Annotated in this window: 24 protein-coding genes and 1 pseudogene; 6 read left to right on the top strand and 19 right to left on the bottom strand. The window is 38.1% G+C overall.

Going from position 1 to position 20,531, the window contains the following annotated elements; translation table 11 throughout:
* Positions 1–77 precede the first annotated feature (77 nt).
* The 11 genes and pseudogenes from QMQ21_RS10415 to QMQ21_RS10365 all read right to left on the bottom strand — a co-directional run bounded on the left by QMQ21_RS10415 (position 78) and on the right by QMQ21_RS10365 (position 6,429).
* On the bottom strand, positions 78–482 hold the full coding sequence (locus QMQ21_RS10415) for a hypothetical protein (protein WP_261814401.1): 405 nt from the start codon (positions 480–482) through the stop codon (positions 78–80).
* Between the two features lie 28 nt (positions 483–510).
* Positions 511–831 carry a hypothetical protein gene (locus QMQ21_RS10410; RefSeq protein ID WP_000645118.1) on the bottom strand — a complete coding sequence of 107 codons (321 nt, stop codon included), beginning with the start codon at positions 829–831 and terminating at the stop codon, positions 511–513.
* Between the two features lie 14 nt (positions 832–845).
* Positions 846–1,073, bottom strand: a complete 228-nt coding sequence (locus QMQ21_RS10405; protein ID WP_001093489.1) for a Blp family class II bacteriocin — start codon at positions 1,071–1,073, stop codon at positions 846–848.
* 228 nt (positions 1,074–1,301) lie between these two features.
* The gene (locus tag QMQ21_RS10400) at positions 1,302–1,991 is read right to left on the bottom strand and encodes a CPBP family intramembrane glutamic endopeptidase (protein WP_084953066.1); all 690 of its coding nucleotides are present in this window, start codon (positions 1,989–1,991) and stop codon (positions 1,302–1,304) included.
* 31 nt (positions 1,992–2,022) lie between these two features.
* The gene (locus QMQ21_RS10395; protein WP_084923456.1) at positions 2,023–2,256 is read right to left on the bottom strand and encodes a ComC/BlpC family leader-containing pheromone/bacteriocin; all 234 of its coding nucleotides are present in this window, start codon (positions 2,254–2,256) and stop codon (positions 2,023–2,025) included.
* Positions 2,257–3,162: 906 nt separating this feature from the next.
* Positions 3,163–3,441, bottom strand: coding sequence for a hypothetical protein (locus QMQ21_RS10390; RefSeq protein ID WP_261814400.1), 279 nt, complete (start codon positions 3,439–3,441; stop codon positions 3,163–3,165).
* A 190-nt stretch (positions 3,442–3,631) separates the two neighbouring features.
* Entirely contained in the window at positions 3,632–4,669 is a 1,038-nt protein-coding gene (locus QMQ21_RS10385) for a DUF6568 family protein (RefSeq protein ID WP_261814399.1), read from the bottom strand.
* A 160-nt stretch (positions 4,670–4,829) separates the two neighbouring features.
* A pseudogene (locus QMQ21_RS10380) lies at positions 4,830–5,144 on the bottom strand (immunity protein).
* A 318-nt stretch (positions 5,145–5,462) separates the two neighbouring features.
* Positions 5,463–5,681, bottom strand: a complete 219-nt coding sequence (locus QMQ21_RS10375) for a hypothetical protein (protein WP_000438254.1) — start codon at positions 5,679–5,681, stop codon at positions 5,463–5,465.
* Positions 5,682–5,686: 5 nt separating this feature from the next.
* Positions 5,687–6,061, bottom strand: coding sequence for a hypothetical protein (locus QMQ21_RS10370; protein WP_001270579.1), 375 nt, complete (start codon positions 6,059–6,061; stop codon positions 5,687–5,689).
* A 140-nt stretch (positions 6,062–6,201) separates the two neighbouring features.
* Positions 6,202–6,429 carry a Blp family class II bacteriocin gene (locus tag QMQ21_RS10365; RefSeq protein WP_261814396.1) on the bottom strand — a complete coding sequence of 76 codons (228 nt, stop codon included), beginning with the start codon at positions 6,427–6,429 and terminating at the stop codon, positions 6,202–6,204.
* Between the two features lie 280 nt (positions 6,430–6,709).
* On the opposite strand from QMQ21_RS10365, the gene blpA reads away from it, so the two are divergent.
* The 3 genes from blpA to blpC are packed head-to-tail and all read left to right on the top strand — an operon-like array spanning position 6,710 to position 10,447.
* Positions 6,710–8,863: a peptide cleavage/export ABC transporter BlpA gene (gene blpA / locus QMQ21_RS10360; RefSeq protein WP_261814395.1), complete on the top strand. Its 2,154-nt coding sequence runs from the start codon at positions 6,710–6,712 to the stop codon at positions 8,861–8,863.
* Between the two features lie 10 nt (positions 8,864–8,873).
* Positions 8,874–10,235 carry a peptide export ABC transport accessory protein BlpB gene (gene blpB / locus QMQ21_RS10355; protein ID WP_261814394.1) on the top strand — a complete coding sequence of 454 codons (1,362 nt, stop codon included), beginning with the start codon at positions 8,874–8,876 and terminating at the stop codon, positions 10,233–10,235.
* 56 nt (positions 10,236–10,291) lie between these two features.
* A complete protein-coding gene (blpC, locus tag QMQ21_RS10350) occupies positions 10,292–10,447 on the top strand; it encodes a quorum-sensing system pheromone BlpC (RefSeq protein ID WP_261814393.1) in 156 nt (51 codons plus the stop codon).
* 43 nt (positions 10,448–10,490) lie between these two features.
* On the opposite strand, the gene QMQ21_RS10345 is transcribed toward blpC, so the two are convergent.
* Genes QMQ21_RS10345 through QMQ21_RS10335 form a run of 3 tightly spaced genes read right to left on the bottom strand, consistent with a single transcriptional unit; the run spans position 10,491 to position 12,925 of the window.
* Positions 10,491–11,831, bottom strand: a complete 1,341-nt coding sequence (locus QMQ21_RS10345; RefSeq protein ID WP_261814392.1) for a sensor histidine kinase — start codon at positions 11,829–11,831, stop codon at positions 10,491–10,493.
* Positions 11,832–11,844: 13 nt separating this feature from the next.
* Positions 11,845–12,582 carry a response regulator transcription factor gene (locus tag QMQ21_RS10340; RefSeq protein ID WP_261047986.1) on the bottom strand — a complete coding sequence of 246 codons (738 nt, stop codon included), beginning with the start codon at positions 12,580–12,582 and terminating at the stop codon, positions 11,845–11,847.
* Positions 12,583–12,586: 4 nt separating this feature from the next.
* Entirely contained in the window at positions 12,587–12,925 is a 339-nt protein-coding gene (locus QMQ21_RS10335; protein WP_261047985.1) for a LytTR family DNA-binding domain-containing protein, read from the bottom strand.
* Between the two features lie 276 nt (positions 12,926–13,201).
* On the opposite strand from QMQ21_RS10335, the gene QMQ21_RS10330 reads away from it, so the two are divergent.
* Positions 13,202–13,531 carry a helicase BlpT gene (locus tag QMQ21_RS10330; protein ID WP_084861873.1) on the top strand — a complete coding sequence of 110 codons (330 nt, stop codon included), beginning with the start codon at positions 13,202–13,204 and terminating at the stop codon, positions 13,529–13,531.
* Between the two features lie 61 nt (positions 13,532–13,592).
* Here QMQ21_RS10330 and QMQ21_RS10325 read toward each other — a convergent pair whose 3' ends face one another.
* Together QMQ21_RS10325 and QMQ21_RS10320 are read right to left on the bottom strand one after the other, a co-directional pair.
* Positions 13,593–14,642, bottom strand: coding sequence for an ABC transporter permease (locus tag QMQ21_RS10325; RefSeq protein WP_261047984.1), 1,050 nt, complete (start codon positions 14,640–14,642; stop codon positions 13,593–13,595).
* A complete protein-coding gene (locus tag QMQ21_RS10320; protein ID WP_203175821.1) occupies positions 14,639–15,370 on the bottom strand; it encodes an ABC transporter ATP-binding protein in 732 nt (243 codons plus the stop codon). Before QMQ21_RS10320 ends, QMQ21_RS10325 begins: the two co-directional genes overlap by 4 nt.
* 67 nt (positions 15,371–15,437) lie before the next feature.
* On the opposite strand from QMQ21_RS10320, the gene QMQ21_RS10315 reads away from it, so the two are divergent.
* Complete coding sequence (locus QMQ21_RS10315) at positions 15,438–15,848, top strand: HIT family protein (protein ID WP_001278317.1); 411 nt, start codon at positions 15,438–15,440, stop codon at positions 15,846–15,848.
* Positions 15,849–15,857: 9 nt separating this feature from the next.
* Entirely contained in the window at positions 15,858–16,145 is a 288-nt protein-coding gene (locus QMQ21_RS10310; RefSeq protein WP_000777752.1) for a hypothetical protein, read from the top strand.
* A 279-nt stretch (positions 16,146–16,424) separates the two neighbouring features.
* Here QMQ21_RS10310 and dnaJ read toward each other — a convergent pair whose 3' ends face one another.
* From dnaJ to dnaK, 3 genes are all read right to left on the bottom strand, one after another.
* Positions 16,425–17,564 carry a molecular chaperone DnaJ gene (gene dnaJ, locus QMQ21_RS10305; RefSeq protein WP_023940782.1) on the bottom strand — a complete coding sequence of 380 codons (1,140 nt, stop codon included), beginning with the start codon at positions 17,562–17,564 and terminating at the stop codon, positions 16,425–16,427.
* Between the two features lie 198 nt (positions 17,565–17,762).
* Complete coding sequence (locus tag QMQ21_RS10300) at positions 17,763–18,395, bottom strand: DJ-1/PfpI family protein (RefSeq protein WP_261814391.1); 633 nt, start codon at positions 18,393–18,395, stop codon at positions 17,763–17,765.
* Positions 18,396–18,698: 303 nt separating this feature from the next.
* Complete coding sequence (gene dnaK, locus QMQ21_RS10295) at positions 18,699–20,522, bottom strand: molecular chaperone DnaK (RefSeq protein ID WP_000034667.1); 1,824 nt, start codon at positions 20,520–20,522, stop codon at positions 18,699–18,701.
* Between the last annotated feature and the right edge of the window lie 9 nt (positions 20,523–20,531).

The raw sequence follows: 20,531 nt of genomic DNA, 5'->3' as shown, positions 1-20,531 counted from the left end.
CCTACTATCTACAAGGCAGGATAACCTCCTCCTGCCAGTCTTTAGACTAGTCCCAGATTAAGAAGAAAACCCTTCCTCTACTTTTTATAATACTTCAAACCCCAAATGAGCAGAAGCATGATAAGCAAGCAGAGAATAGCGCCAATATAGGCAATTAGTTGTTGATAGGATTCTCCTGCTGTGACACCTCTATACAAACAAATAATAGACATAAAACCTGTCAAGCCTATATACATGAGTTGATTGGTTCTAGGACTAACCAAATCATCATCTTCAAATTCTCTTATCCTCATTTCCCTAGTGAGGTAAACAGTGAGCAAAATGGAAGCTAAGTTAATAACCACTAAGAGAAATTGGAAAACCAAGGAAAAATTTAAAAACTGGCGAGATAGAAATAGATAAGTAGAGACAAGTAAAGGCAACTGACCTAAGAACAATCTCGCAAGGAAAATGGTCTGTTTTTTAAAAAATATTTTTTTCATTGCTTTCTCCATTACAATTAAATGACATCTAATCATTTTCTAAAATTTGATAACTTTTATGAAATGTTTTAGCAGAAACAACTCTATGATTGGTGATATCTATATAATCACCTGGATAACCAAGAACATACATCCCATAACCAGCGAATCCTCCTCCAACTGTTCCAACTAGACCAAACTTGATATTAGTTGCAAGAGAAGTGTTAAGACCTGCCATTAGAATGCGCACATGATTATCCAACCAAACCATATAATTTTTTTGAAAAGCTTCCTCTACCCAACTTGGTTTAGGAGTTGCTTGACCAATTTCCCAAACATCAACAATTTGATTCCCATATTTTGCCTTCATAGCTTCAATCCTTTTTAAATACCATTACATGAGTTTGGAGTTCCCCCTATACCATAAGGACCACATGGTTTTGAAAAATGTATAATAGGCCACTTACCATTTAATTGATCCAAAGTTGGAGAAGGTGCTAGCCCACCCAATAAACCAGCAACCATATCTCCCCAACCTCCGAAACCTCCTTCAACTTTCGCAAGCATCTCAGTATCCATCATTTCAAATTGTGACATCGTTTTTGTATTCATAACGAATACCTCCTTTTTTATTTTTAATTTTAATTGTTATCCTGTTGCAATTGACAATTTTAGTATAACACTATTTGTTAAAGTTTTTCATACAAATCTTGAATTATCATCAAAACATCTTAAATTACTCAAAGAGTACAATCTTCCCAATCAACTAATAAGAAGTGAATAATATTAAATTCCATTATTCACTTCTTAAAATCGATAATTATTTTTAATCTACGATTTTTAGCTAAATACCCTGTGTAAAAAAGTCAGCAAAAATGGTAATGTCGCGAAAATATTATTAATCACATGCACCGCATAGGAAGGATAAATGCTCTTTGTATAGCGAGTCAAACTAGCAAAGATGATGCCAAATGTTGCAAAGACGAAGATATCTAACAGACTAGGCAGGCTTGAAAAATGAGGAAGAGCAAATAAAATGGAAGGAAGGAGCAAATCAAGGCCAAATCTCGAATGCTTAAAAAAGGCGTGTTGCAGTAATCCTCTATAAATCAGCTCTTCCATAAGTGGAGTCAGAAAGAACAGGGTTATATAGATACCTAGCTCAGCAAAGTTGGTCCCACTATAACCGATCAATACCGCCCAACCTTCAGCAGTTGACTGAACATGTTTAGCTGCCTGAACGTTAAAAGAGATATAGAGCACTACCACTAGTACTGTCAAAATCGAATACCAAAGCCATTTTTTTCTCGGAATGCGAAAGAGATAACCATGGCCTGTCTTAACCAGAATCCAAATCATGACTCCGCTAAATAGCAAACTCAAGATATTTTGAATCCAGACGAAATTGCCAATCTGGGAAGAAAATTGCCAATAATTTTGAACAATAAGCGTCAGCTGAGAAAGGCCAAATACGAAAAATAAGTAAGAGAAGACTGCACTTATTTTGAGTAGAAGCTGATACTTTTTCATAGAAACTCTTCCTCATTTCTTATATTTCAGCCTATATTCCACATAAATGGAAACCTGCTCCTATATAACCACGGTCATGATAACCACGCGGGCAGTACCCACTTACTGGAAAAGGACCTGAATTTTTTAATATAGAAGGGTAAGCACCGAATGGACTTCCCTGATCAGCGTGCCCTTTATAAATATCAGATACATCCCCACCCTCTATATGATCAAGTATTTCAGTATCCATAATTTCAAATTGTTCCATCATTTTTGTATCCATGACAAATACTCCTTTTTATTTTTAATTTTTGTCCTGTTGCAACTTTGACAAGTTTAGTATATCACTGTTTATTAATTTTTTTCATCCAAATCATAAATGGTCATCAAAACCTCTTGAATTGTTAAAAAATTTAAAAAAGCAAGCATGGAAAACATACTTGCCCTGGGGAAACTTGACAATTTGAAAATACAAAATAGAGAACTACTCACCCTCACTTCCGTATGTTCTCATATATTCTCATGATCGCAACAAGGATAGCAGCTGTCCCACTTGCCAAAACGAGAAGGGTAATAATAATGTTGAAGATTTCAGGCGTACTCTCTATTCTGTTGATAAGACGGAGTAGGGATATAACTGTCAACTGAATCAGGAGTATTGATTCTACTCTTACCAATGAAGTCAGTCGGTTTTCAACCGCATATAAAAAAGCTGGTAATAAAACACAGGCTATAGCAATCACAAACAGATTGCTCCCTGTTTCTTCTCCCTTGTTCACCACGGAAATCATGAGAAGATTCGATGCTATAATCAACGTAGAACAGATGATAAAAAAGGATTTCTTATTCATTTAATATACCTCACATACTATGGTAAAAATCAAACTGGATAAAGACAAGCTTTAACAGCTAACTTCTGCTAATTGAAACATTGTTTTTGTATTCACGAGGAATGCTTTTTTTATTTTCGTCCTGTTAGAATACCGTATGCTTGTACTCCATCAAGCAACCCCATTCCATTAGATAGTATGTTGTCTAGCTCCTCCATCTTTTCATCTGAAAATGTTATTTTTCAGCGTTGATTGCTTCTTCATAGGTCGCTATCGTCCTTGACAACACCATCTTCCCAAACTCTTCTCCAAGCAACTTCTTTTTCCTTGCCATTTTTTACCCCTTTATTTTACATTTTTTAGTTCTGATTGTTGTTTTTTTCTTCCTCGTCGTCTTCTTTTCTTTTATTCTTTTTATAATCGTTCAGCATTTCAAAACCTTTATCAAAAGCAAAAAAACCTAAACCTAAAGAAAACGGCGCTCCGACTATTTCTATAACTTTTGCCCACCTTGGCCCAAAATCTTCTGAAAAATAAGCAAGCGCCCCGACGGCTACAACTGCTAAAATTAAAAAATATGCTCCAAAATCTGCACTTTCTGTTACTCTAACTTTTTCTGTTCTACTATTCTTACTCATGATAATTTTCCTTTCATTTTCGATTTTCTACTTCAGCTAATACTAACTATTTACCATTCATTTCATATACAATTATAATCTTTTATATATAAACTAAATACACCTATCTTCTCACTCTTGTCTATAGGAAAATGTTAGCTATATGTTATTACAAACAAATAATATCATTGCACCTGTTTACCATCTATTTTTATTTATGAATTTTTTGTTTCACTTTAATCATTATAGAAGCCATAAAAAACGCGATAGCTAGCCGAATCAGTTGGTAACTTTCTTCCTCTCCTGTTTTCGGTAATAATTTTTCATTCGAAGTAATAGATTCGCTTACATAATCAGTCCCCTTAACATCGGTTAAAGGAGTTTTATTTTCTTGAACAACATCAAAAATAGGTTTGAGAGTTTCCGATTGATTCTTATTGTCTAACATTGCTAAATTGCCAGATTGAGTAGTTTTAGCTTTAGAAGTTGAGTTTATACTCTCCACTTTCCCACTATTTTCACTATTAGAATTGGGATTAGCATTGGATATTTTCATTTCGGTTCTTTTTTCATCACTCATACCTTTGCTGTCGCTTACAACTTTATCACTAATACTCATGCTGTCATCTCTGGTTTTCTCATCACGGACACTTTCAGTTACTGTCTCCTCAGAAGATTTCACTGTCTCCGTTTGCTTAGGTGAGTTTCTCGAGTACATATAATCATACACCTGTTGTGCAGTTGCTCCGCCACCAACCCATCCAGATATCGGATGTCCATTTTTTAAATACAAAATTGTTGGTGTTCCTGGAATACCGACTTTTTTAAATAGAAACTCTCTCGCTTCCCCATCAAAATCCTTACCGTCCAAATCATAATACTCTAACTTCTTTTCAATCAAGTTATTAAATTCTTTCAATTCAGGAGAAAATTGACGACAATGAGAGCAAGTTTTTCTACCAAAATAAATAGTATGTTCCAATTGATCCTCTGTAAAAGATTGACGTACAGCTTCAATATCTATCTTTTTAAAGTCCGTAACATTCTTCTCATACTCTTCTGGGGTTACAACAGAAGGCTTATGCTCCACCTTTTCCTTAGCCGATGGCAAATCTGGTGCCACAAGAGAACTATCATTCGCCTGGATAGATGAAGTAGTAGGATGTTCTTCTGCATATACAACACCCGTAGTAATAGATGCAAATACAAGTGGTACAAGTAATAGCGATTTTATCTTTTGATTCTTCATAAGAATACTCCTTTACATTTGTTATTTTTATCTTACCTTATTTAAGATTACAAATTCATATAAATCTTAAATGGTCATCGAAACATCTTGAATTGCAAAAACTTCATTATAAAAGGGTAAGTATTGCGAAAACACTTACCCCTTTATACTTTATTAAGCTCTACTTTTTATAATACTTCAAACCCCAAATGAGCAGAAGCATGATGGTTGAGCAGAGAATAGCGCCAATATAAGCGATTAGTTGTTGATAGGATTCTGCTACTGTGATACCTCTATACAAACAAATAATAGACATAAAACCTGTCAAGCCGATATACATAAGTTGATTGGTTCTAGGACTAACCAAATCATCATCTTCAAACTCTCTTATCCTAACAGTAACTAAGATAAAAACCAAGTTGATAATCACTCAAAGAAATTGGGTGACAATATCGGCATCCAAATAGTGATAATAGCATCGTTTATTATCGGTCACAAGGTGTTTTGAAATAATTTCTTTTAGATTCAACTTTGTGAAGAGTTCTTTGAAGAGCAGAAGACCAGCTTGATTGGTCAGATTTCCACCATCGAAAGAAAAGTGTGATAAAGTATTGTTTTTCGTAGACTTATTTGATATACTGTGCATTGAAGTTTCCTTTGTTTTTATTTTTTGCACTTATATCATAAAGGAGAAACTCCTTTTTATCCAGTAAAAACAGCACCCAATAGGGGAAAAGAGAAAAGCATCTAGAATCCTTGGTTTCATATCGATTCTGGATGCTTTTTTGTGTTATTTATGAATAATCGGGTTTCTCTAATGTGGCCATAAAAACGAAGCTGCCGCTCCACCTGCTGCGCAAATCAAATAAATCTGAGGAGTTGGGAAAGGGATTGTCTCCATACAAAGCGAAATCCCCTCAACTGCACCACCTACTCCACTTAAAAATCTGTCTGCAAGTTGTTTATCACCAGCTGTTATCGTTGTTAGTTTTTCATCAGGTAAAATGATGAAATTATTTACTGATTGTTCCATTATTTTCACACTTTCTTTGTTAAATTAATTTGGCTAGTAGATAAAAGATAGATTAAGACATTAAAAATAATGAAAACATGGCCATAGAATAAAATCATCTTCGCATCCAAACCAAGATAAAGTTTGAAAATCAAAAAGATGAGCAAAAGGATTTGAAACCATACCGTTTTTCCAAAAATAAATTTAAAGCGATTTTGAATGTCTGCTTCCTTGATTTTTACCGCCAAACCTTTATTAGTAAGAAGGAAAACTCCTGCTTCAAACAAGCCACTGTAGAGAACAAGCCACCCAATCGATACATTAGAGATTTTCAAAAATGTCCCTAAAAGAATATCCAACGTACTACTCAAGAAAATAACAAGAAATAACCTGTATCTCATATAAATCACCTCCTTTTACTACTATAGTAAATTGAATCTAGCATCGCACAATGTCGTTTTTAAAGCATTTTTAGAAATTGCTTTAAATCTCTTAATCAATTTGTTACTATTATATTTTAATCTGCTATATCCCTAAAAATTTAACTTGCCCTCAAAGCTCCCCAAACTGCTGTACAGAACTGTGCTCCTAAAATCCCTCCAGCAAAAGTTCCCACAACTGGGATAACACTCCCCAGAGCTGCACCTCCTATTGTACAAGCTCCCAATGCTTGAACAACTTCTCCAGCCCCTACTTCATCTCCACCTTCAACGCAAGCAAGCATTTCATTATCCATAACAGAAAATTGTGACATTGTTTTTGTATTCATGATGAATACCTCCTTTTTATTTTTAATTTTTGTCTTGTTGCAACCTTGACAAGTTTAGTATATCACCGTTTATTAATTTTTTTCATCCAAATCTTGAATTGTCATCGAAACGTCTTAAATTAGCTTTTTTATTTAAAACCACCTCTAAAATTTTTTAAAAGATAATTTCTAATCACTTTTTTACCATTCAGGAAGTTTCAATGACTATTCAAGATTTCATAAAATATGAACTTATTTTTATGTCATAATAGACCTATCTACTATATGAAAGGAATTGCCAATGACTTCTTATAAACGTACATTTGTTCCTCAAATAGATGCTAGAGACTGCGGTGTTGCTGCCTTAGCCTCGATTGCTAAATTCTATGGTTCAGATTTTTCTCTAGCTCACTTGAGAGAACTTGCAAAGACCAATAAAGAAGGAACGACTGCCCTTGGCATTGTAAAAGCCGCTGATGAAATGGGCTTTGAAACAAGACCTGTTCAAGCAGATAAAACTCTCTTTGACATGAGTGATGTCCCCTATCCATTTATCGTTCACGTTAACAAAGAAGGAAAACTCCAACATTACTATGTTGTCTATCAAACAAAGAAAGACTATCTGGTTATTGGTGATCCTGACCCTTCTGTAAAAATCACCAAAATGTCAAAAGAACGCTTTTTCTCTGAATGGACTGGAGTAGCTATTTTTCTAGCTCCTAAACCCAGTTATCAACCCCATAAAGATAAAAAGAATGATCTACTGAGCTTCCTTCCTCTGATTTTCAAACAAAAATCTCTTATTGCTTATATTGTTCTCTCAAGCTTATTGGTCACTATTATCAATATAGGTGGTTCTTATTATCTCCAAGGAATCTTGGATGAATACATCCCAAATCAGATGAGATCAACTTTAGGAATCGTCTCAGTTGGTCTGGTTATCACCTATATCCTCCAGCAAGTCATGAGCTTCTCCCGTGATTATCTCCTAACTGTTCTGAGTCAGAGATTAAGCATTGATGTGATTTTATCCTATATTCGCCATATTTTTGAACTTCCTATGTCTTTCTTTGCGACACGTCGTACAGGGGAAATTATTTCACGGTTCACAGATGCTAACTCTATTATAGATGCCTTGGCTTCTACCATTCTTTCTCTTTTTCTGGATGTTTCTATTCTGATTCTTGTAGGGGGAGTCTTACTGGCACAAAACCCTAATCTCTTCCTTCTTTCTCTTATTTCCATTCCTATATACATGTTCATCATCTTTTCTTTTATGAAGCCTTTCGAAAAAATGAACCATGATGTCATGCAAAGTAATTCTATGGTTAGCTCTGCCATTATCGAAGATATCAACGGGATTGAAACTATCAAGTCGCTCACGAGTGAAGAAAATCGCTATCAAAATATAGACAGCGAATTTGTAGATTATTTGGAAAAATCCTTTAAGCTCAACAAATATTCTATTTTACAAACAAGTTTAAAGCAGGGAACAAAATTAGTTCTGAATATCCTTATCCTATGGTTTGGCGCTCAATTAGTCATGTCGAGTAAAATTTCTATCGGTCAGCTGATTACCTTTAACACACTTCTTTCTTACTTTACAACTCCTATGGAAAATATTATCAACCTCCAAACCAAACTCCAATCTGCGAAGGTTGCTAATAACCGTTTGAACGAAGTCTATCTAGTCGAATCTGAGTTCCAAGCCCCAGAAAACCCTGTTCATTCACATTTTTTGATGGGAGATATTGAATTTGATGACCTTTCTTATAAGTATGGTTTTGGACGAGATACCTTAACAGATATTAATCTCACGATTAAACAAGGAGATAAGGTTAGCCTAGTTGGAGTCAGTGGTTCTGGTAAAACAACTTTAGCCAAAATGATTGTCAATTTCTTTGAACCCTACAAAGGACATATTTCCATCAATCATCAGGATATTAAAAACATTGATAAAAAAGTCTTGCGCCGTCATATTAATTACCTACCCCAACAAGCCTATATCTTTAATGGCTCTATTTTGGAAAACTTAACCTTGGGTGGTAATCATATGATTAGCCAAGAAGATATTCTAAGAGCTTGTGAATTAGCTGAAATCCGTCAAGACATTGAAAGAATGCCTATGGGCTATCAAACTCAGCTCTCTGATGGAGCTGGTCTATCAGGAGGACAAAAGCAACGAATAGCCCTCGCTCGCGCTCTTTTAACTAAATCTCCTGTTTTAATACTAGATGAAGCTACTAGCGGTCTTGATGTCTTGACTGAGAAAAAAGTTATAGATAATCTTATGTCCCTAACTGATAAAACCATTCTCTTTGTAGCCCATCGTCTCAGTATAGCCGAACGAACCAACCGTGTCATTGTTCTCGACCAGGGGAAAATCATTGAAGTTGGTAGTCACCAAGAGTTAATGCAGGCGCAAGGCTTCTACCACCATCTATTCAATAAATAAGGAGAATGTCATGAATCCTAATCTTTTTAGAAGCGTCGAGTTTTATCAGAGACGTTACCATAACTATGCGACAGTGTTAATTATACCTCTTTCATTATTATTTACTTTCATCTTGATTTTCTCCCTTGTTGCCACAAAAGAAATTACTGTTACTTCCCAAGGAGAAATCGCCCCTACAAGTGTCATTGCATCCATTCAGTCAACAAGTGATAATCCTATCCTTGCTAATCATTTAGTGGCAAATCAAGTAGTTGAAAAAGGGGACTTACTCATCAAATACTCTGAAACAATGGAAGAAAGTCAGAAAACTGCCTTAGAAACTCAATTACAAAGGCTTGAGAAGCAAAAAGAAGGAATTGGAATTTTGAAACAAAGCTTAGAAAAAGCGACTGATCTTTTTTCTGGCGAGGATGAATTTGGCTACCATAATACCTTTATGAATTTTACTAAACAAGCTCATGATATTGAACTGGGTATCACAAAGACTAACACCGAAGTTTCAAATCAAGCTAATCTTGCCAATAGCAGTTCATCAGCCATCGAACAAGAAATTACAAAAGTTCAACAACAAATTGGAGAATATCAAGAGCTGAGAGATGCTATCATAAATAAAAGGGCTCGCTTACCAACTGGCAATCCGCACCAGTCAATTTTGAATCGTTATCTTGTAGCCTCACAAGAACAAACACAAGGAACTACAGAGGAGCCATTTTTATCTCAAATTAATCAAAGTATTGCAGGTCTTGAATCATCTATCGCAAGCCTCAAAATTCAGCAAGCTGGTATCGGAAGTGTAGCAACTTATGACAATAGTTTAGAAACTAAAATTGAAGTACTCCGCACTCAGTTTTTACAGACAGCTTCTCAGCAACAACTAACCGTGGAGAATCAATTAACAGAATTAAAAGTACAGCTAGATCAAGCGACACAGCGCTTAGAAAATAATATCTTAACCGCTCCAAGTAAAGGTATCGTTCATCTGAACAGTGAATTTGAAGGTAAAAATAGAATTCCAACTGGTACAGAAATTGCTCAAATATTCCCTATCATCACAGATACAAGAGAAGTACTAATCACTTACTACGTATCTTCTGACTATCTACCTCTACTAGATAAAGGACAAACTGTAAGATTAAAACTGGAGAAGATTGGAAATCACGGCATTACCATCATCGGCCAACTTCAGACAATTGATCAAACTCCTACCAGAACAGAGCAAGGAAATCTCTTTAAACTAAGCGCTCTTGCAAAACTATCTGATGAGGATAGTAAACTCATCCAATACGGCTTACAAGGTCGCGTCACTAGTGTAACTGCAAAGAAAACATATTTTGATTATTTTAAAGATAAAATGTTAACACATTCTGATTAATTTTCAGATAACACTCTGTAACTATTTATTATCTTATCAAAAAGGGGAATCATAACATGGATAAGAATCAAAACCTAACTTCATTTCAAGAACTAACAACTACCGAACTCAATCAAATTACAGGTGGAGGATGGTGGGAAGATATCTTATACAGCCTTAATATAATTAAGCATAAAAATATGAAAGGACTTCATCATCCAATACAACTATAAAAAATAAGACCGAGAAACACGCACTCTCGGTCTTATTTTTTCATCATTCTATAGGTACCATAGTAAGCACCTGACGAAAGACTTGATTTTGACAGGTAGTATTTAAACTGGCATTGGGATAACTTTCCACAATCTTCATAACGGTATAGAGACCGACACCTCTCTCCTCCCCTTTAGAACTAACTCCAAAGGAGAAGATTTCAGAAATATCTATGCCCTCTTCTTTGATGGAATTTTCGATGATGAAGGTCTCCTGTGCTCCGCTTTTTAAAAAGGCGATTGAAACATGAGGTTGACTGGCCTTTACACTGGCTTCAATGGCATTGTCACAAAGGATAGATACAATGGTTAGAAAATCAAGCAGTCTCATTCCCTCAACCTGAATCTCTTCAGGAACTTCGACATTAAAGACAATGTCCTTTTCTCTAGCTTTTATAAATTTTCCAGCTAGAAGACTTTTGAGGGCACGATCCCGAACATTCACCAATCGGCCAAGGTCATATTTATTATCCTGCAATTTTTCACTAGAATCCTTTAAGACCGAGTCATAGATCTCTTTTATCTGCTCCATATCCTCCTCTTCAATACCCAGACGTAAACTTGTTAAGAGGTTGGTGTAGTCATGGCGAAAACTCCTTACTTCCTTGTAAAGTTCCTCTATATGCCGACTATAGCGTTCCATATCTCTATAGCGCAAGACCTGCTCTTGGTCCAGTCTCTCATGGAGTTTGTCCTTCAAATAGGTATCCAATTTCTTGATAATCCCCATAAAAAATAGGAGGTAGAACACTAGGATGAGATGGCGAACAGTCGTTGATTGAATACCTTGCTCATATTCAAAGTAAGACAGACTTTGTATCACCAAATAGTAAGCCCCCATTATCCAGTTAATCTTAGTCAGGGACTTTTGAAAACCTTTATCGAGAATCTCCCTTCTCAAACTAGTAAAATCATAGTCCAACCATTTCAAAAAGGCTAGAGAAATGAAGAAATTGAAAATTATTATACATAACCCAGTAAATGAGTAGTCATCATATACTTGCCCTTGTCCCAAAAATGGAAGTACAAAATAAGCAACACCTCTATCAAAGAGATTTATCAATATCATTGGAAAGAGACCATAAAAGAAAAGCAGTTTTTTAGGAAGTCCTCTTAACAATAAGAAAGACAAACCGATGCCATACAAGGGTTCCATAAAATAAGATAGGTAAATATTTCCTACTATATAGCTAATCATTACAAAAACAAAGGCCAACAGTATCTTAAAAAGAAAGGCCTTAAAAATCCTCTCGAAAGTAAGATCAATTCCATCTACCTTAAAGAAGATGACAATTTCTAGTCCATTAGTAACAAGTGTATACAACAATATCCAAGCAATGTTCATAAATTCTCCTAGCTCAGTGTAAGTTAGTGATAGCCTCAGACACTTCCCTGACCTTATAACGCGCGATTAGACAGCTTCCACCATTAGGAAAGAAAAGGAGTTTTTCTTTCTTATCCAAACGAACTACATTAGTTGGATTGACTAGAAAAGAGCGATGGCACTGCAAAAGACGAGGCTCCTGCTTGAGAACCTCCTCTAAACTCGCCGTAAATTCCAGCCTGTCCGTCTTGGTATAGAGAATAACACGATGGGGTCTTGGGGACGTTTCGATATAGTAAACCTCTTTAAAGGGATACTGGAATTGAGCAAATTTTGATTTAAAGTAAAAGCAATCTTCCGCCAGACTTTTACTGTCTTGATTATTGGCATAGAGAAGGGCTGTCTCGATTCGAGATTCAAACTCCTCTGCCGAAAGGGCCTTATCAATGTAGTCCAAAGCAGACACTTGGTAGCGAAAGGACAGGGGCATAAACTCTGAGTGAGTCGTCACAAAGACGATTAGGGCATAAGGATCCCGATCCCGAATCTTTCTAGCCACCTCTAGGCCTTTCATCTCCTCATTTCGAATCTCAATATCCAAAAAGAATAGCTGATGCGCCCCCTTCTCATGCACCTCTGCCAGCAGTTGGTCTGGCTTGCCAAAGACCGCAAAAGAGCTGGGAGTGATATGATGTTCTTTCAAGAGTTTCTCAATCGTCGTTTCAATCCTAGTCTGTTGGGAAAAATCATCTTCTAAAACAAATATTCTCATCTTCTTACTCTCCTTCTTTCAACCATTTTTGACGAATTTCTCTATAGCGACGTCTGGCATACTTGACAGCGTATTGACCTTCTTCTCCGAGAAAAAGGATTCTTTCTTGAAAATCAATCGATTTTAATTTATCAAGATTTACCAAACAATTTCGATGACACCTCATCAAGTTTTCCCCATATTGGTTCTCAAGATTACTTAAATTTTGAACCATATTAAAACTAGCCTCTTCTGTAACAATCTGTACGGTATGGGCTTTAGTTGGATGTGCTTGGATATAGTAGATATCGTCGACGTTTACTTTATAGACTGTTTTCTGTGTCTGAATAATCATATGTTTCATTGGATTCTCCTCCTAAGAAAAGAATAACAGAAAAGGTCTAACACAAGCCCACCCAATCCTAAACAGTCTTTGAAAACTCCTAAAAGGACTATTTTTCTACAACATCATGATGAGCTTACAACTATTTTATCATAAAATCTTAACAGTACCATTCAGGAAATTTCAAGGACAATTAAAGATTTGAAGGTGAAAAAGGAGATAAAAGTGATAAACTGACAGTATCAAAATACAATTGCTAGAAGTAAGACTGGCACCCAGATTAAAGGAGGAATTCTCATGACAGATGCAGACCCTATCAAAAGAGCTCAGACTTTGATTACTGACTTAAACAAAGCCTATCAAGCATGCAAACAGGCAACCGCTGACGACGTCCGCTTTCAGGAGCAATTAAACTCTATTCTTGGCTTTCTAGCCAAGGCTGAAACAGTGGATAATCGAGTCTTGATTGAACTGGAAAAATTTTACCAGACTTCCAGTCTTCTCATGGGACTCAGCGCTCTTGATCCAGATGCTCCAACTCGCGCCGCTTGGCGGGCCTATGACCGCTTCCACTTTGACCAAGTCAAGACCAAGTTGAGTCTCTACGGACCAACCATTATCTTGTAGAAAATAAAAGAAGTTGAGACAAACTGAACTCAACTTCTTTTTTAGTGTCATATAGGCAATGTTAGTCCTGCATCTGACGTTTGACCTGATAAGGTAAGTACAAGACTAGTAAAACCAAACCAGCTCCCAGTAAGGCTAGAAGGGCTAGTTTTTCTTGGAAGGTAATCAACCCAACAACTAATTCCACTACTAAGACCAAACTGGTCAATCCTCGGACTACCGCCTGCAAGCCTTTTTCCTTTTGCCCCTTGTCCAGTGGAAAGAGTTGGGTCAAATACTGGTAGTCAAAGGCATGATAGAGGGCCAGCAACTGGAAGAGCAAGAGGTAGTTAAAGAGAACCACCACTGCTGTCGCAATCCAAGCTTGCTCGATAAAGACCTGCGCCAGCAAGGAAAGTAGGAGCAGACGGAGACTGAGGGCAAAGAGGTCTCCATTTCGCAGATAAGAACGCAGATAGAGATTTTGCCAAATCTTCCCAGGCACCTTCTGAACAACCTTTAGGATAAAGTCCAGATAGGCACGACGCTTAATGCTGTTTGAAATTCCCTTGACCTGCGTAAAGAGGGCAAAGAAACGAAGCAAGACTTGCTTACGCTTGCTTTCTTGGGAAATGACATAGTCCCAGTCCAGTCCAGTTTCAGTGAAAAATTTGCTGGCCTTTTGACGAAAGAGGAAATATTTACCTACTCCCAATAAAAGCACATAGACCAGAAAAACAGGCAAGCCATAGCCCATTGCTAAAAATAAAGGCGCAAATAACAGCAAGAAAAGGGTCTGGACAAAGAGCCAAAAGACTAGGGAAACGCCAGTTTGACGCTTGAGATGGAGTTTGATTTCCTCTTCTCCGACTAAGAGAAAGAGCTTGTCTGGAGCCTCCATATAGGTGGCAATTCCTCCCCAAAGCAAAAGTAAAACAGACGTAATTCCTACAAATAAAAGGATAGGCCAATGATTTTCAGGAAAATCTTGCAAGAGTTGACTGTACTGGTAGGCTAGAAAGCCCAGCAGGACAAGCAGGAACAAGACAAAGTGGTCATTAAGAACATAGCGCAGATAACCGACACACTCCTTACGAAAAGCCTGCTTTCTCTTTAAAAACAAGTCTTTCATAGCTCCTCCTCTTTGGTCAGAGCCAAGTAAATATCATTCAAACTAGCCTCAGGCATATCAAAGGCTTCGCGCAGTTGCAGGAGATTTCCCTTAGCACGCACTTCCCCTTTGTGAAGAATGATAAAGGCATCACACATCTTCTCCGCCGAATCCAGCACGTGGGTACTCATGAGAATAGACTTGCCTTTTTGCTTTTCCACTTCTAAAAGTTGAATCAAGTCCGCAATAGCCAATGGATCAAGACCAAGGAAAGGCTCATCCACGATGAAAAGACTCGGATCCACCACAAAAGCACAGATAATCATGACCTTCTGCTTCATCCCTTTTGAAAAATGAACAGGGAACCAGTCCAATTTCTGATCCAGACGAAACATTTTTAACAAAGGCTCTACTCGATCAAAAGCCACTTTCTGCTCAATACCATAAGCCATGGCAACCGTTTCGATATGCTCTCTGAGGGTCAGTTCCTCATACAGACTAGGTGTCTCAGGAATGTAGCCAATCTGCTTGCGGTAACTTGTCGCATCTTCTTGCAGGGTCAAGCCATTGATATTGATAGAACCACTATAGGGTGTTAACAGACCGATAATTTCATTAATAGTCGTCGATTTCCCAGCACCATTGAGACCAATCAGACCGACCAGCTGCCCACTTTCAACAGTAAAGGACACATCTTTCAAGACAGGAACATGAACATAGCCACCTGTCAGGTTTTTAATTTCTAACATATTTTCTCCAAATCTGGTATAATGTAGCTATATTATATCAAAATTCAATACAGTAGAGGTAGATTTTATGTCAGATTGCATTTTTTGTAAAATCATTGCAGGGGAAATTCCTGCTTCAAAAGTATATGAAGATGAGCAGGTTCTTGCCTTTCTTGATATCTCTCAAGTGACACCAGGACACACCTTAGTCGTGCCAAAGGAACACTATCGCAATCTTTTGGAGATGGACGCTACTAGCGCTAGCCAACTCTTTGCCCAAGTACCAAAAGTAGCTCAAAAAGTCATGAAAGCTACCAAGGCTGCTGGTATGAATATCATTGCTAACTGTGAAGAAATCGCAGGGCAAACCGTCTTTCATACCCACGTTCACCTCGTACCTCGCTACAGTGCGGACGATGACCTCAAGATTGATTTTATCGCCCACGAACCAGACTTTGACAAACTTGCTCAAGTCGCTGAAACCATCAAAAACGCCTAAGGAGTTGCCATGAAATTATCCAATCTACTGCTATTTGCAGGAGCTGCAGCCGGAAGTTATCTGGTCACAAAAAATCGCCAAACCATCACAGATGAAGTCTTGAATACCACTGACCGCGTTCAAGCTATCAAGGATGATGTAGATATTATCCAAAACAGCCTACAAATCATTGACCAGCAAAAAGAACTCATCAAGGAATACCAAGAAGACCTGACTTACAAGTTTAAGGTCTTGGAAAAAGATATCCAAACTAGACTAGCTGTGATAAAAGAACTGCAGGAAACTGAAGATAAGTAAAAAGAGCCGAGTGGCTCTTTTTAAAACATAAACAAGCTATATTACATCAACAATACATCATAATTTAGGCAACTCATTCACCGTTTCATAACTAAATCGAAGACTTTCCGCCGTAATGAAAACACCTGAAACAGCTTGCTTTCAGATGTTCGGAAACTTTGAGACCTAGGCTCAAAGTTTAGGTATGGAACTTCGAAGAAGGTCGCTACCGTCCGTCATTACTTAAGGAAAGTCTTAAAAAATCTATAAACAAAAAGAGCCCAACGGCTCTTTTTACTTTTATTCTCCTTCAAAGGCATCTTTAATATGGTCAAAGAAGCCTTTTTTCTTTGGATTTACTTTCAAGTCACCAGCAGCTGCGAATTCTTTCAAAGCTGCTTTTTGACGGTCGTTCAAGCCTGTCGGTGTTACGACATTAACGGTAACGTATTGGTCACCAACTGCACCGCCACGAAGGCTCGGAGCTCCCTTACCACGTAAACGGAATTTCTTACCAGTCTGAGTTCCCTCTGGAATAACCAATTCAACATCACCATGAACAGTTGGGATATCAACTGTGTCACCAAGAGCTGCTTGGACAAAGTTGAGGTTGAGATTGTAGAAGATAGTCGTTCCTTCACGTTCAAACTTGTCGCTGGCTTCCACAGAAACCACTACATACAAGTCACCATAAGGTCCACCGTTAAATCCAGCTTCACCTTGACCAGCTAGGCGAATTTGTTGACCTGTTTCCACACCAGCAGGGATTTTTACATGTACACTATGAGCTTGTTTTTCATGACCTGTTCCGTGACATGTTGTACATGGATCTTTGATTTCTTTTCCGCGACCGTGACAGACATCACAGGTTACTTGGCGACGCATCATACCAAGTGGAGTCTGTGTATCGACGTTAATGACACCAGCGCCATGACAGCGTCCACAAGTGACTGGACTTGTTCCTGGCTTAGCACCTGAGCCATTACATGTACTACAGCTTGCTTCACGATTGTATTTAACCTCTTTTTCAGCTCCAAAAATAGCTTCTTCAAAGGTCAAGTTCACACGATACTGGAGGTCATCCCCCTGACGAGGAGCATTTGGATTGCGTGAAGCACCGCCTCCGCCGAAGAAACTTGAGAAAATGTCCTCAAAACCACCGAAGCCACCTGCTCCGTTGAAACCGCCAGCTCCACCACCGAAGCCTCCAAAGCCACCATTGGCACCCGCAGCACCATATTGGTCATAGGCCGCCCGTTTTTGGTCGTCACTCAAAGTCTCATAGGCTTCTTGAACTTCCTTATACTTTTCCTCAGCGCCAGGCTCCTTGTTGATATCTGGGTGGTATTTTTTCGAAAGCTTACGATAAGCCTTTTTGATCTCGTCTGCCGAAGCGTTTTTTGACACCCCCAGACGATCATAAAATTCAGTATTGTTCATACAAGATACCAAGACCGTAAAATTCGACTGAAAAATAAGAAATCTGACGCTGGAGCGATGCTCCTAGACAGATTTATCTTTTTTCCGAGAATTTAGGTCGGGTTCAATTCCTTTCTTTTATATTGAGTAAGAAATTTGGGAACCCGTGTTCAGTTACTCGAACACCCTTGTTCCTTTCTATAATTTTCATGTAAATCTTTAGAGGCTGTTTTCTATACTCTGCTTCACTTGATTAAACTCTTCATCTGATAGAGTAAATATCAAATCCTCTTCAGCATACTCGTTCTGTTCTTTAAAATAGTTGTCCGTATTCTCTGCCAACCCTAAACCGAAAATCACTTTTCTTGCAAACTCTTGATGTGCAAAGCCAATAGCCGTAATGATTTGTTTATCTTGGACAAGAACTTTCGGTTGAAAATTCTTACGTGGAAGAAATTCAAAATAATCAAAGAAGTTTTGCCAAATTCCACCTGTAAATTTCGTGTCGTTCAACAAGCCTGCTTTCGCCAATAAAAGGGGCGCTGAAGAAATGGCTGCAATTAGGATATCTTGCTCATTAAGACTTCTCAAAAACGAGAACAATTTCTCATCTTGTAGAGCAGGACCTATATTTACCATTCCTGGCAAAATCACACAAGAATAATCTTCTATACGGATCTGATCCAAAGTTTTCGTCGGTTGACAGGGCAAACCATCCTCAGAGACCACCATCGAATGATCTGAAGCTACATAATCAATCGTGATATCAAAAGACAGAGCTAAAGTACTTGTTAAAGAGGCTATCTCATAAAGAGAAAAATTAGGATAAATGACACAAAGTACTTTTTTCATACGCAACATCCTCTATTTTACCGAAAAACAGAGGCTGGGTTGCAACCTCTGGATTTCTTCCTATCATTAAGACGTTCAAAAATAAAGTCGATTATACTTTGTTTTTGAACTAGTAAGGAGTTTAGACAAGTCGCCATAGCTATTGCCGTAGAATGACAATCACTTTAGTGATTAGTCATTCTTAACGAGTTAGGCTTAACTGAGTTTCGGCTAAAAACTTCGGAAAAAAGATAAGCCATCTTTTGTGCATCGCACAAGGCGATGGCTTCCTATTTTCTTTCGTTTTCTTAACGCCTCAACATCTTACTTTTCAGTAAACTCTCCGTCTACGACGTCATCGCCTGCGTTTCCTGTTGCTTGTGCGCCTTCTGCTCCTGCTTGAGCTTGTTGGGCTGCTGCAGCTTGTTCGTAGAGTTTAACAGCAAGTCCTTGAGCTTTTTCGTTCAATGCTTCAAGTTTTGCTTTCATTTCGTCCAAGTTGTTGTCTTCTTGCGCTTTCTTAAGGTCATCAAGGGCAGCTTGGGCAGCGTCACGTTCTGCGTCGAAACCTTTTCCTTCAGTTTCCTTGATAGTCTTTTCAGTCGCAAAGATTGCTTGGTCTACTTCGTTACGAAGGTCAACTTCTTCTTTACGTTTCTTATCTGCTTCAGCGTTTGCTTCTGCATCTTTCATCATGCGGTCGATTTCTTCGTCAGTCAAACCTGAGTTTGATTGGATCACAATAGTTTGTTCTTTTTGAGTTCCAAGATCTTTAGCCTTAACAGACACGATACCGTTCTTGTCGATATCAAATGTTACTTCGATTTGAGGAATTCCACGAGGTGCAGCTGGGATATCAGTCAATTGGAAACGTCCAAGAGTCTTGTTATCTGCTGCCATTGGGCGTTCACCTTGAAGAACGTGGATATCAACAGCTGGTTGGTTGTCTGCCGCAGTTGAGAAGACTTGTGATTTAGATGTTGGAATTGTTGTGTTACGGTCGATGAGTTTTGTGAAGACACCACCCATTGTTTCGATACCAAGTGACAATGGTGTTACATCAAGAAGGACAACGTCTTTGACATCACCAGTAATCACACCACCTTGGATTGCCGCACCCATAGCAACTACTTCGTCAGGGTTTACTGATTTGTTTGGTTCTTTACCAGTTTCAGCCTTAACTGCTTCTACAACAGCTGGGATACGAGTTGAACCACCAACAAGAATAACTTCGTCGATTTCTGACAAGCTCAAACCTGCATCTGAAAGGGCTTGACGAACTGGAACTTTTGTACGTTCTACAAGGTCACGAGTCAAATCATCGAATTTCGCACGAGTCAAAGTCATTTCCAAGTGAAGAGGTCCAGCTTCTCCAGCAGTGATAAATGGCAAGCTGATTTGTGTTGAAGTTACACCAGAAAGGTCTTTCTTCGCTTTTTCAGCTGCATCTTTCAAACGTTGCATTGCCATCTTGTCAGTAGACAAGTCAATACCGTTTTCTTTCTTGAATTCTGCTACCAAGTGGTCAATGATTTTTTGGTCAAAGTCGTCACCACCAAGTTTGTTGTCCCCTGCAGTTGACAATACGTCGAAGACACCGTCACCCAATTCAAGGATAGAGACGTCGAATGTACCACCACCAAGGTCGAATACCAAGATTTTTTCTTCTTTATCAGTCTTGTCCAAACCGTAAGCAAGAGCGGCTGCAGTTGGTTCGTTGACAATACGTTCTACTTCAAGACCAGCGATTTTACCAGCGTCTTTAGTTGCTTGACGTTGAGCATCGTTAAAGTAAGCTGGAACTGTTATAACAGCTTTGGTTACTTTCTCACCAAGGTAATCTTCAGCGTATCCTTTCAAGTATTGAAGAATCATAGCTGAGATTTCTTGTGGAGTGTATTCTTTTCCGTTAGCAGAAACTTTTTCAGAAGTTCCCATTTTAGATTTGATAGAGATGACTGTATCTGGATTTGTTACTGCTTGACGTTTTGCAGCATCACCAACGATGATTTCGCCGTTTTTGAATGATACTACAGATGGAGTTGTACGGTTACCTTCTGGGTTTGCGATGATTTTGCTTTCAGTTCCTTCAAGAACTGCAACTGCTGAGTTTGTTGTACCTAAGTCAATACCGATAATTTTAGACATGTGTTTTTC

Source organism: Streptococcus bouchesdurhonensis (assembly GCF_948472335.1).
This window is presented reverse-complemented; position numbering and strand designations above follow the sequence as displayed.

What these genes read in the sequence shown, in the direction of transcription:
- QMQ21_RS10415 (WP_261814401.1), bottom strand. Translation starts at nt 482, where the DNA reads ATGAAAAAAATATTTTTTAAAAAACAGACCATTTTCCTTGCGAGATTG.
- QMQ21_RS10410 (WP_000645118.1), bottom strand. Translation starts at nt 831, where the DNA reads ATGAAGGCAAAATATGGGAATCAAATTGTTGATGTTTGGGAAATTGGT.
- QMQ21_RS10405 (WP_001093489.1), bottom strand. Translation starts at nt 1,073, where the DNA reads ATGAATACAAAAACGATGTCACAATTTGAAATGATGGATACTGAGATG.
- QMQ21_RS10400 (WP_084953066.1), bottom strand. Translation starts at nt 1,991, where the DNA reads ATGAAAAAGTATCAGCTTCTACTCAAAATAAGTGCAGTCTTCTCTTAC.
- QMQ21_RS10395 (WP_084923456.1), bottom strand. Translation starts at nt 2,256, where the DNA reads ATGGATACAAAAATGATGGAACAATTTGAAATTATGGATACTGAAATA.
- QMQ21_RS10390 (WP_261814400.1), bottom strand. Translation starts at nt 3,441, where the DNA reads ATGAGTAAGAATAGTAGAACAGAAAAAGTTAGAGTAACAGAAAGTGCA.
- QMQ21_RS10385 (WP_261814399.1), bottom strand. Translation starts at nt 4,669, where the DNA reads ATGAAGAATCAAAAGATAAAATCGCTATTACTTGTACCACTTGTATTT.
- QMQ21_RS10375 (WP_000438254.1), bottom strand. Translation starts at nt 5,681, where the DNA reads ATGGAACAATCAGTAAATAATTTCATCATTTTACCTGATGAAAAACTA.
- QMQ21_RS10370 (WP_001270579.1), bottom strand. Translation starts at nt 6,061, where the DNA reads ATGAGATACAGGTTATTTCTTGTTATTTTCTTGAGTAGTACGTTGGAT.
- QMQ21_RS10365 (WP_261814396.1), bottom strand. Translation starts at nt 6,429, where the DNA reads ATGAATACAAAAACAATGTCACAATTTTCTGTTATGGATAATGAAATG.
- blpA (WP_261814395.1), top strand. Translation starts at nt 6,710, where the DNA reads ATGACTTCTTATAAACGTACATTTGTTCCTCAAATAGATGCTAGAGAC.
- blpB (WP_261814394.1), top strand. Translation starts at nt 8,874, where the DNA reads ATGAATCCTAATCTTTTTAGAAGCGTCGAGTTTTATCAGAGACGTTAC.
- blpC (WP_261814393.1), top strand. Translation starts at nt 10,292, where the DNA reads ATGGATAAGAATCAAAACCTAACTTCATTTCAAGAACTAACAACTACC.
- QMQ21_RS10345 (WP_261814392.1), bottom strand. Translation starts at nt 11,831, where the DNA reads ATGAACATTGCTTGGATATTGTTGTATACACTTGTTACTAATGGACTA.
- QMQ21_RS10340 (WP_261047986.1), bottom strand. Translation starts at nt 12,582, where the DNA reads ATGAGAATATTTGTTTTAGAAGATGATTTTTCCCAACAGACTAGGATT.
- QMQ21_RS10335 (WP_261047985.1), bottom strand. Translation starts at nt 12,925, where the DNA reads ATGAAACATATGATTATTCAGACACAGAAAACAGTCTATAAAGTAAAC.
- QMQ21_RS10330 (WP_084861873.1), top strand. Translation starts at nt 13,202, where the DNA reads ATGACAGATGCAGACCCTATCAAAAGAGCTCAGACTTTGATTACTGAC.
- QMQ21_RS10325 (WP_261047984.1), bottom strand. Translation starts at nt 14,642, where the DNA reads ATGAAAGACTTGTTTTTAAAGAGAAAGCAGGCTTTTCGTAAGGAGTGT.
- QMQ21_RS10320 (WP_203175821.1), bottom strand. Translation starts at nt 15,370, where the DNA reads ATGTTAGAAATTAAAAACCTGACAGGTGGCTATGTTCATGTTCCTGTC.
- QMQ21_RS10315 (WP_001278317.1), top strand. Translation starts at nt 15,438, where the DNA reads ATGTCAGATTGCATTTTTTGTAAAATCATTGCAGGGGAAATTCCTGCT.
- QMQ21_RS10310 (WP_000777752.1), top strand. Translation starts at nt 15,858, where the DNA reads ATGAAATTATCCAATCTACTGCTATTTGCAGGAGCTGCAGCCGGAAGT.
- dnaJ (WP_023940782.1), bottom strand. Translation starts at nt 17,564, where the DNA reads ATGAACAATACTGAATTTTATGATCGTCTGGGGGTGTCAAAAAACGCT.
- QMQ21_RS10300 (WP_261814391.1), bottom strand. Translation starts at nt 18,395, where the DNA reads ATGAAAAAAGTACTTTGTGTCATTTATCCTAATTTTTCTCTTTATGAG.
- dnaK (WP_000034667.1), bottom strand. Translation starts at nt 20,522, where the DNA reads ATGTCTAAAATTATCGGTATTGACTTAGGTACAACAAACTCAGCAGTT.